This window comes from Pseudomonas sp. 05T35 (assembly GCF_056396605.1).
The window spans coordinates 1-2486 of the sequence record NZ_JBFTLU010000563.1 but is presented as its reverse complement, the minus strand read 5'-3'; the positions used below and the strand labels follow the sequence as shown (position 1 = coordinate 2486).

The following is a 2486-nucleotide window of genomic DNA, read 5'->3' as shown; positions in this document are numbered from 1 at the left end:
CTGAACGTTCGCAGGCCTTGCAGGCGTCTACATCCGGTTGGTTGCCTCCCCTTGGTCCGCACAAACGGACCTATGCTCAAGGTAAAAAGAGTGGTTTAGTGCCGCCCGTTACCCATCCGGAGAGTTGTCATGACGTTCGATTCGCTTCACTTCACCCCATGGTCCGCGTTGGCTGGAGGCGCGCTGATCGGTCTCGCCGCCGGTTTGTGGGTGGTCGCCAGCGGTCGTATCGCCGGCATCAGCGGGTTGTTGGGCAGCCTGCTGGGCCCCAGGGATTCGACCTCGGGAGAAAAAGCCTTGTTCCTTCTCGGATTGCTGGCGGCACCTGTGCTTTGGATGCTGTTCGCGGGACAGCCAGGCATCGAGTTCAAGACCGGCACCCTGGGCCTGATCGTGGCCGGGCTGCTGGTGGGCATCGGCACCCGCTATGGCGCAGGTTGCACCAGTGGTCATGGCGTGTGCGGTGTTTCACGGCTTTCTCCGCGTTCGATCATCGCAACGCTGTGCTTCATGTTCACCGGCTTTATGACGGTGTTCGTCTTGCGCCATCTGCTGGGAAATTGAACATGAAAAAACTGACTGCGTTTGTTGCCGGCTTGTTGTTCGGCATCGGCCTGTTACTGTCGGGCATGACCAACCCGGCCAAAGTGCTGGGGTTTCTGGACATCGCCGGACTTTGGGACCCTTCACTGGCCCTGGTCATGATCGGCGCCATTGCCGTGGCGTGGGTGCCGTTTCACTGGGCCATGAAACAGAAAACATCGCTGCTGGGCTTACCCATGCAACTGCCGGTAAGCCGTGAACTGGATCGACGCCTGATCGGTGGCAGTTTGCTGTTCGGCGTCGGCTGGGGCGTTGCCGGTATGTGCCCGGGCCCGGCACTGGTGCTGCTGCCCACCGGACACTGGCAGGCCTGGGTGTTTGTGATTGCCATGCTGGCGGGCATGCTCATTTTCAACGTCTTGCAGACCCGTCGTTGAACACATCAAACGCTTAGGTCGGGCTTGCGGACCTGAGGGTATGACGTGCACTGCTGTAGCCCAACAGTGCACGTCGGTCTTTCAGGCCGCCAGTTCACCACTGGCAATCGCCGCCGAAGCCGCCAGCATCGCCCGCAACAACACCGCACAACCGGCCGCCAGGTCATCCGGGGTGGCGTTTTCGATTTCGTTGTGGCTGATGCCCCCCTCGCACGGCACGAAGATCATCCCGGCTGGCCCCAGTTCCGCAAGGAAGATCGCGTCATGCCCCGCCCCGCTGACGATGTCCATGTGCGACAGCCCAAGGCCTTGCGCAGCGCCACGTACTGCCTCGACGCAGCCCTTGTCGAAATACAGCGGCGGGAAGTCGGCAGTTGGCGTCAGTTCATAAGTCAGACCGTGCTCATCGCAGGTGCTGTCGATCACCTGCCGCACTTCCGCGATCATCGAGTCCAGCCGCGCCGGTTCAAGATGACGGAAGTCCAGGGTCATGCGCACTTCGCCGGGGATGACGTTACGTGAACCCGGATAGGCTTGCAGACATCCGACAGTGCCACAGGCGTGAGGTTGATGACCAAGCGCGGTACGGTTCACGGCAGCGACGATTGCGGCGGCACCGACCAAGGCATCCTTGCGCAAATGCATCGGCGTTGGCCCGGCGTGAGCCTCGACGCCGCGCAGTTTCAGGTCGAACCACTTCTGCCCCAACGCGCCCATCACCACGCCAATGGTCTTGCGTTCGTCTTCCAGAATCGGGCCTTGCTCGATGTGCGCCTCAAAGTAGGCACCGACTGCATGGCCACTGACCTTGCGCGGACCGGCATAGCCGATGGCGTTCAGCGCCTCACCCACGGTCACGCCGCTGGCGTCGGTCTTGGCCAGGGTTTCCTCAAGAGTGAATTTTTCGGCAAACACCCCGGAGCCCATCATGCACGGGGCGAAGCGCGAGCCTTCTTCGTTGGTCCAGACCACCACTTCCAGCGGCGCCTCGGTTTCCACGCCCAGGTCGTTGAGGGTGCGCAGCACTTCGAGCCCGGCCAGTACGCCAAAACAGCCGTCGAACTTGCCGCCGGTGGGTTGGGTGTCGATGTGGCTGCCGGTCATCACCGGTGGCAGTTGCGGATTGCGCCCGGCGCGGCGGGCGAAGATGTTGCCGACGGCGTCGATGCTCACCGTACAGCCCGCCTCCTCGCACCACCTGACAAAAATGTCGCGGGCCTGGCGGTCAAGGTCGGTCAGGGCCAGGCGACAGACACCGCCCTTGACCGTGGCGCCGAGTTTGGCCAGCTCCATGAGCGACTGCCAGAGGCGGTCACGGTCGATGTGCTGATGGCTGGACTGCAGAACGTCTACGGCAGCGTTCATGGTGATCTCCTTCAGGCAATTGTTATGGGTTTTCTCAGGCAAATCGTTGGTGAATTTTAGGCCGTCATCGCGAGCAGGCTCGCTCCCACAGTGGATCTCTGGTGTTCATAAGACCCTTGTGGGAGCGAGCCTGCTCGCGAT

Annotated in this window: 3 protein-coding genes; 2 read left to right on the top strand and 1 reads right to left on the bottom strand. The window is 61.8% G+C overall.

Annotation, left to right across the window (positions count from 1 at the left end):
• Window positions 1-129: 129 nt before the first annotated feature.
• A complete protein-coding gene (locus AC1DH9_RS27220) occupies window positions 130-564 on the top strand; it encodes a YeeE/YedE family protein (RefSeq protein ID WP_427539313.1) in 435 nt (144 codons plus the stop codon).
• Window positions 565-566: 2 nt separating this feature from the next.
• A complete protein-coding gene (locus AC1DH9_RS27215) occupies window positions 567-980 on the top strand; it encodes a DUF6691 family protein (RefSeq protein ID WP_427539310.1) in 414 nt (137 codons plus the stop codon).
• Window positions 981-1061: 81 nt separating this feature from the next.
• Here the strand turns inward: AC1DH9_RS27215 and AC1DH9_RS27210 are convergent, their stop codons facing one another.
• Window positions 1062-2345, bottom strand: coding sequence for a Zn-dependent hydrolase (locus AC1DH9_RS27210; RefSeq protein ID WP_427539307.1), 1284 nt, complete (start codon window positions 2343-2345; stop codon window positions 1062-1064).
• Window positions 2346-2486 lie beyond the last annotated feature (141 nt).